The sequence below is a fragment of the Streptomyces sp. URMC 124 genome (genome assembly GCF_051386455.1).
In the GTDB taxonomy this organism is placed as follows: domain Bacteria; phylum Actinomycetota; class Actinomycetes; order Streptomycetales; family Streptomycetaceae; genus Streptomyces.
On the sequence record NZ_JBPQTS010000242.1, the window covers coordinates 1 to 6,909 of the forward strand.

The window sequence follows — 6,909 nt, forward strand, 5'->3', positions numbered from 1 at the left end:
CCTCGTCGTCGTCCCCGGAGTGGAGGACCACCTGGCGCCGGTCCCGTCAGCCCGACTCCGTCAGCCCGCCGCCCGGAAAGCCCGTCGGTAGTCGCGCGGGCTCGTCGCGAGGCGGGCTGCGAAGTGCTGCCGCATGGTGACCTCGCTGCCGAATCCGCAGCGGCGGGCCACTTCCGGCATGGGCAGGCCCGTCCGCTCGAGGAGCTTCTGGGCCGCGGCGATGCGCTGGTCGAGGAGCCACTGCACGGGCGTCGTGCCCGTGGTCGCGGTGAAGTGGCGGGCGAAGGAGCGCGGCGACATGCCGGCCCAGCCCGCCAGGTCGGCGACGGTCAGGGGTTCCGCGAGCCGGCGCAGGGCCTGCTCGCGTACGTCCGCCAGGGCGTCGGCCTCCCGGTCGGAGCAGGGCGTGGGCTGTTCGACGAACTGGGCCTGGGTGCCGGTGCGGAAGGGGGCGGTGACCATGGAGCGGGCGATGGTCGCCGCGGCCTCCGCGCCGTGGGCCCTGCGGACGAGGTGGAGGCAGAGGTCGATGCCGGCGGCGACGCCCGCCGCGGTCCACACGCCCGCGTCCTCGACGAACAGGGCGTCGGGGACGACGTCGATGCGCGGGTGGGTGCGGGCCAGCAGTCCGGTGAGGTTCCAGTGGGTGACGGCGCGGCGCCCGTCGAGCAGGCCGGCCTGGGCGAGGACGAAGGCGCCGCCGCAGAGGGCGGCGACGGGGACGCCGGCGCGGTGGGCGGCGCGGAGGGCGGCGAGCACGGGTTCCGGGACCGGCGCCAGGTGGTCCTCCACTCCGGGGACGACGACGAGGTCGTCCGTACTGAGCTGCTCCAGGTCGAGGCCCTGGTCGGGGGTGAGCGTGATGCCGCCGCGCATGGGCACGGGCGCCCGGTCCGTGCCGCAGCGGCGCAGCTCGAAGCGGGGGGCGCCGCGGGCGGTGCGGTCGACGCCCCAGACTTCGGTGATGACGGCGACGTCGAAGGCGCGGATGCCCGGGAAGGCGAGGAGGGCGATGCGCTGGGGCAGCTGCTGCATGGCCACCATCCTGGCAGCAATCCATCGAACAGGGTCTCTCCTGCCACTGGGACGATCCGGCGCCGGCGAGCAGGATCGTCGTCATGAACAGCACCGAGAACATCAGCATCAGCGACAACGCCGCCCTCGTCGTCATTGACGTACAGAACGGCTGGAACGACCGGGACCGCTTCCCTGCCCGCAACAACCCCGCGGCCGAGGGCAACATGGCGCTGCTGATCGACGCCTGGCAGGCGGCGGGCCGGCCGGTGGTGTTCGTCCGGCACGACTCGCCCAAGCCGGACTCGCCGCTGCACCCCGGTCAGCGGGGGAACCAACTGCAGGACTTCGTCCAGCAGCGGCGCGGCAAGGGCGCGGGCCCCGAGCTGCTGGTCACCAAGACGGTGAATTCGGCCTTCCTCGGCGCGCCGGATCTGGGGCGCTGGCTGGAAGAGGCCGGGATCCGGCAGCTCGTGGTCATCGGCATCATGACGAACTGGTGCGTGGAGACCACCGCTCGGATGGGCGGCAACCTCGGGTACGACGTGATCGTGCCGGTCGACGCCACGTACACCTTCGACGCGGTCGGCCCGGACGGGCAGTCGCTCACGGCGGACGAGCTGTTCCGGGCCACGGCGACGAACCTGCACGCTGCCGGCTTCGCGAGGATCGCGACGACGGCCGCCGTGGCGGGTCAGGGCTGACGAGGGCCCGGAGAGTCCCGTCAACCCTCTTGACGGCGGCCGGCCCTCGTCAACCCTCCTGCCGGAGGCCGGCCCCCGTCAGCCCTCGCCGGAGGCCAGCTCCCGGCTGCGGTCGCGGGCGGCCTCCAGGGCGGCGATCAGCGCGTGCCGCACTCCGTGCTTCTCCAGCTCGCGGATGGCGTTGATCGTCGTGCCGGCCGGTGAGGTGACGGCCTCGCGGAGCTTGACCGGGTGCTCGCCGCTGTCGCGCAGCATGACCGCGGCGCCGATGGCGGCCTGGACGATGAGGTCGTGGGCCTTGTCGCGCGGGAGGCCGAGGAGGATGCCGGCGTCGGTCATCGCCTCGACGAGGAAGTAGAAGTACGCGGGGCCCGAGCCGGACAGCGCCGTGGCCGCGTCCTGCTGGGACTCGGGCACCCGGAGCGTCTTGCCGACCGGCTTGAAGATGGCCTCGGTGCGGAGGAGGTGGTCCTCCGTGGCGTGGGTGCCCGCGGAGATCACCGACATGCCCTCGTCCACCAGGACGGGGGTGTTCGGCATGACGCGCACGACCGGGTTGCCGCCCGGCAGCCGCTCTTCGAAGAAGGACGTGGGGACGCCGGCCGCCGCGCTGATGACCAGCCGGTCGGCGGGCAGGTGCGGGGCGAGTTCGCCGAGGAGCGCCGCCATGTCCTGCGGCTTCACGGCCAGGATCAGGGTGTCCGCGGACTTCGCGGCCTCGGCGTTGGTGACCGTCTCGACGCCGTAGCGGGCGCGCAGGGCCTCGGCGCGCTCGGGGCGGCGGGCGGTGACCAGGAGGTCATCGGTCGACCAGCCGGCGCGGATCATGCCGCTGAGCAGCGCCTCGCCGATCTTTCCGGTGCCGAGTACGGCGACTTTCTGCGCCACGGCCACGGACGCCTCGGATTCCTGTGCCACGGGCTCACCTCTTCGCTGCGCGGGGGACGGCTGCCTGCACGCCGGGGCTTCACCGTGCGCTGAGCACCGCTGAACGACGCTGAGCGCCACTGAACGACGCTGAGCATCACTGAGCACCACTGAGCGCCGCCGAACGACGCTGGACGACGCCGGATGTCACCGGGGGCGTGTCCGGCCATCTTTGCACTCCGCGCGCACGTCGCGCGCCGGGCGCACTTCGCCGGTAACCCCATGAGGTCCTGCGCCGGAGCGATCGGAACAGCACATTCCGGCCTGCCACCACTGCGTTTACATCGTGGTAACGCGCCAACACTCCACGGGTATTGGCCACTTGGACAGAATGACCGCGGGTGTCCACGGCACACTCCGTCACCCTCTACCGTCCGGCCGGTCCACACCCCGACGTCTCCGCTGCCCGTACCCCGACATCCGACAGGCAACGATCACATCGCTGCGCGACCACCGCGCGCTGGAGGCAATCCTCATGGACAAAATACCCCTCACCCCTGCCCGCAAAGTGCTCGCCAGGACCAAGCTCCGGTCAAACCCTTCCCACGACAGCGCCAACAACGGGGCCGGCGACAGCACCGGCACCGGGCCCGACGGCGGGACCCGCACCGGGGCCGCCAAGCGCCGTGATCTCCGGGCCGACTTCACCGCCTCCCTCGTCGTCTTCCTGATCGCCGTCCCGCTCTCCGTCGGCATTGCCGTCGCGTCCGGCGTCCCGGTCGAACTGGGCCTGGTCACCGGTGTGGTCGGCGGGCTCCTCACCGGACTGCTGCCCGGCAGCAGCCTTCAGGTCAGCGGCCCGGCAGCCGGCCTGACGGTGCTCGTCTACGAGGCCGTGCGGGAGTTCGGGCTCACCGCGCTCGGCGTGCTCGTCCTCACCGCCGGACTGCTGCAGATCGCGATGGGCCTGCTGCGCCTGGGCCGGTGGTTCCGGGCGATCTCGGTGGCCGTCGTCCAGGGCATGCTGGCCGGCATCGGCCTGGTCCTCATGGCGGGCCAGATCTACGCCATGGCCGACGCGAGGCCGCCCGCCGGTGGGCCCGCCAAGCTCGCGGGCCTTCCCGACCTGGTCGTCGACACTCTGATCTCGACGGACGCCCTGCTCGCCGCCGCGGTCGGCGTCGGCACGATCGCCGTGCTGGTGCTGTGGCCGCAGTGGAAGCGGGGAGCGCAGTTCGTGCCCGCGCCCCTGGCCGCGGTCGCGCTGGCGACGGGCGTGGTCGCCGGCCTGTCCCTTCCGGTCGCGCGGATCCAGGTGAGCGGAATGCTCGAAGCGATCCAGCCGCCCGGCAGCGCGGACTTCGCGCTGCTCGGCGAGATGAGCGTCCTGGGCACGGTCCTGGCCTTCGCCCTGATCGCCTCCGCGGAGACGCTGTTCAGCGCTGCTGCGGTCGACCGGCTGCACGAAGGGCCCCGCACGAACTACGACAAGGAGCTCATCGCCCAGGGCGCCGGAAACACGGTGTGCGGCGTGCTCGGCGCGCTCCCGATGACCGCCGTCATCGTCCGCAGCTCGGCCAACGTCCGGGCCGGGGCGAAGACCAAGGCGTCGCGCGTCCTGCACGGCGCCTGGCTGCTCATCTTCGTCTCCCTCGTCCCCTGGGCCCTGGAGGTCATCCCGGTCGCGGCGCTCGCCGGGGTGCTGATGCACGCGGGATGGAAGCTGCTGCCCTTCCGCGACATCGTCCGGCTGTGGCGCGAGCACCGCGGCGAGGCCGTGGTGCTCGTGGTGACCACAGTGGCCATCGTCGTGACGAACCTCTTCGAGGGCGTCGTCCTCGGCCTGCTCATTGCGGTGGCGAAGGCCGCCTGGGAGACCTCCCACGTCCACGTCGAGACGCAGACCACGGAGGACGGCACGGTTCGCGTACGGGTCCTCGGCAACGCGAACTTCCTCCGACTGCCCAAGATTCTCGACGAGTTGGAAGCCTCCCTTCCGCCATCGGGACGCAGCGTGGAACTCGACCTGAGCGGCCTGCGGCACATGGACCACGCGTGTCGCTCGGCGCTCACGGCGTGGGCGGAACGCAACGCCGAATGCCGGGGCCCGGTCGCTACCGGGCCCTCGCCCGGCTCGCCACCACACGCAGGCTCCGGACCGTTGAGCGGACAACCTGCTCCTTGACGAGCGCCGCCGGCCGCCCGGTCAGCACGGCCCGGAGCGGCGAGTCGTCGCGGTGCACCGGCTGGATGAGGCCGTCGTTGCGGCCGAGGCTGATGCACTGCACGACGTAACGGAAGCGGAGCGGCCGCGCCGGGCGGGATTCCAGGTCGGCGAGTACGGAGGCGGCGGCGTGCGCGCCTGTGGGCATCGCGGTCGCGCACGCCATCCGCAGGGAGCTCGCCGCCGCGTCGCCCGCCACGTAGACGGCCGGGTCCGAAGCCGACCGGAGCGTATGGTCGACGACGATCCGGCCCGCCGCGTCGAGTTCGAGGCCCGCCGCGGCGGCGAGCCCGGTCAGCGGCCGCAGCGCGGCCGACCACACGGTGACGTCCGCGTCGACGTCGTCCACCGACGTCACCCGCTCCCCTTCCCTCACCCGTACGCGCATCGCGGCGAGCGTCTTACGAAGGTGGGCCCGCCCGTTTGCGGACAGGCCGGCGCCGAGCGTGCCCGCCGTGAGGAGGCGGACCTCCCATGCGGGATGCGATTCGGCGATCTCGGAGGCGAGTTCGACGCCGGTGAGCCCGCCGCCGACGACGGCGAGCCGCCCCGGCCCGTCGAGCAGCCGCTTCCCCAGCTCGGCCGCCGACTCGGCGGTGTACACGCGCTCCGCTGCGGGTCGCTGCTGCTGTTGCTCCCTTACGACGGGGGTGTCCGGGACGGCGCGGGTGTTCGTGACGCTGCGAGTGTCCGTGACACTGCGGGTATCCGTGACACTGCCGAGCGCGTAGACGAGCCGGTCGTAGGAGAGTGTGCGGCCGTCGTCCGTACGCACTTCACGGGCGGCCGGGTCCAGGTCGACGGCACGAGCAGCCAGGTGCCGGATCCCGGTACCCCGGAGGAACGCGGACAGCGGAAGCGTCACATCCCGCTGTCCGGCGGCGAGTTGATGAAGGCGGACGCGCTGGGTGAAGCGGTCGCTGGGGTCGACGAGGGTGACGCCGACGGTAGAGTTCGACGCCAGCCGCAGAGCAGCGGTGAGACCTGCGTAGCCGGCGCCGAGGACGATGACGTGGTGTCGGGGATGTTGGGGGTGTCGGTGCTGTCGGTTCATGCCCACCCGACGACGCAGCGGGCCGAAGTGTGACAGTCACAGCTCCTCGGGATCGAGGTGCCGGAGCTTGTCCGGATTGGCGACGGCGTACACCTCCGCGATCCGCCCCTTGTACACAGTGAACGCGATGACCAGGACCTTGCCGCGGCCCGGGTCGACGGAGACGATGCCGGGTGCGCCGTTGACGTCCCGCAGCACCACCCGCATCGACAGCGGGTCGAAGCCGCGGCTGATGCCCTGGGCGAATCGGGCGACGTTCTCCCTGCCGCAGACGGGCCGACGGGCGGCCGAAACCTTGCCGCCGCCGTCGGAACGCCACACGACATCGGGGTCGAGGACGGACAGGAGCGTCTCGAAGTCGCCGTTCATCACGGCGGCGAGAAAGGCCTCGACGGTACGGCGGTGCTCAACGCGGTCGACGGAACAGCGCGGGGACTCCGCCCGTACGCGCTTCCGTGCGCGGGACGCCGACTGCCGTACGGACGTAGCAGTGCGGCCGACGACTTCCGCGATCTCGGTGAACGGTACGGAGAACACGTCGTGCAGGATGAACGCCGTCCGCTCGGCCGGCGTGAGCTTCTCCAGAACGGTCAGCAGGGCCATCCCGACGGATTCGTCCAGGGTGACCCGGTCCTCAGGGCCGGCTACTTCGCCGACAACGGGTTCGGGCAGCCAAGGTCCGACGTAGGTTTCGCGGCGGGAGCGGGCAGAGCCGAGCTGATCGAAGCAGATACGGCTGACGACGGTCGTCAGATAGGCGGCAGGATTGGCGGCCTCGTCGTCGGCGAGGAGCTGCCAGCGCAGCCAGGCCTCCTGCAGTGCGTCATCGGCATCGGCGACCGAGCCGGTGATGCGGTAGGCGACGGACCAGAGTTGCGGGCGGTGTTTCTCGAAATCAGCCAGGGGCGCCATGGACCACCGGCTCCTCTCGTGAGCGAAGCTGAGTGCAGCCTAGCGAAACGACTCAACCGGCCCGGAAATGCGAAAAAGCCCCGGCAGGAACTCAAGGTTCCCACCAGGGCTTTCTCTAAAAATTGTTCGGCGGC

Annotated in this window: 6 protein-coding genes; 2 read left to right on the top strand and 4 right to left on the bottom strand. The window is 71.6% G+C overall.

The window, feature by feature from the left end; translation table 11 throughout:
* Positions 1-60: 60 nt before the first annotated feature.
* Positions 61-1,035: a GlxA family transcriptional regulator gene (locus ACSNOG_RS31160; RefSeq protein ID WP_436756060.1), complete on the bottom strand. Its 975-nt coding sequence runs from the start codon at positions 1,033-1,035 to the stop codon at positions 61-63.
* 83 nt (positions 1,036-1,118) lie between these two features.
* Here ACSNOG_RS31160 and ACSNOG_RS31165 point away from each other — a divergent pair, with 83 nt between their 5' ends.
* The gene (locus tag ACSNOG_RS31165; protein ID WP_436756061.1) at positions 1,119-1,718 is read left to right on the top strand and encodes a cysteine hydrolase family protein; all 600 of its coding nucleotides are present in this window, start codon (positions 1,119-1,121) and stop codon (positions 1,716-1,718) included.
* Between the two features lie 78 nt (positions 1,719-1,796).
* Here ACSNOG_RS31165 and proC read toward each other — a convergent pair whose 3' ends face one another.
* Positions 1,797-2,606: a pyrroline-5-carboxylate reductase gene (gene proC, locus ACSNOG_RS31170; RefSeq protein ID WP_436756065.1), complete on the bottom strand. Its 810-nt coding sequence runs from the start codon at positions 2,604-2,606 to the stop codon at positions 1,797-1,799.
* Positions 2,607-3,120: 514 nt separating this feature from the next.
* On the opposite strand from proC, the gene ACSNOG_RS31175 reads away from it, so the two are divergent.
* Entirely contained in the window at positions 3,121-4,770 is a 1,650-nt protein-coding gene (locus ACSNOG_RS31175) for a SulP family inorganic anion transporter (RefSeq protein ID WP_436756062.1), read from the top strand.
* On the opposite strand, the gene ACSNOG_RS31180 is transcribed toward ACSNOG_RS31175, so the two are convergent.
* Entirely contained in the window at positions 4,700-5,863 is a 1,164-nt protein-coding gene (locus ACSNOG_RS31180; protein ID WP_436756063.1) for an NAD(P)/FAD-dependent oxidoreductase, read from the bottom strand. The two genes, ACSNOG_RS31175 and ACSNOG_RS31180, sit on opposite strands and share 71 nt — an antisense overlap.
* A gap of 36 nt (positions 5,864-5,899) precedes the next feature.
* A complete protein-coding gene (locus tag ACSNOG_RS31185) occupies positions 5,900-6,775 on the bottom strand; it encodes a sigma-70 family RNA polymerase sigma factor (RefSeq protein WP_436756064.1) in 876 nt (291 codons plus the stop codon).
* Between the last annotated feature and the right edge of the window lie 134 nt (positions 6,776-6,909).

What these genes read in the sequence shown, in the direction of transcription:
- ACSNOG_RS31175 (WP_436756062.1), top strand. Translation starts at nt 3,121, where the DNA reads ATGGACAAAATACCCCTCACCCCTGCCCGCAAAGTGCTCGCCAGGACC.
- ACSNOG_RS31165 (WP_436756061.1), top strand. Translation starts at nt 1,119, where the DNA reads ATGAACAGCACCGAGAACATCAGCATCAGCGACAACGCCGCCCTCGTC.
- ACSNOG_RS31185 (WP_436756064.1), bottom strand. Translation starts at nt 6,775, where the DNA reads ATGGCGCCCCTGGCTGATTTCGAGAAACACCGCCCGCAACTCTGGTCC.
- ACSNOG_RS31160 (WP_436756060.1), bottom strand. Translation starts at nt 1,035, where the DNA reads ATGCAGCAGCTGCCCCAGCGCATCGCCCTCCTCGCCTTCCCGGGCATC.
- ACSNOG_RS31180 (WP_436756063.1), bottom strand. Translation starts at nt 5,863, where the DNA reads ATGAACCGACAGCACCGACACCCCCAACATCCCCGACACCACGTCATC.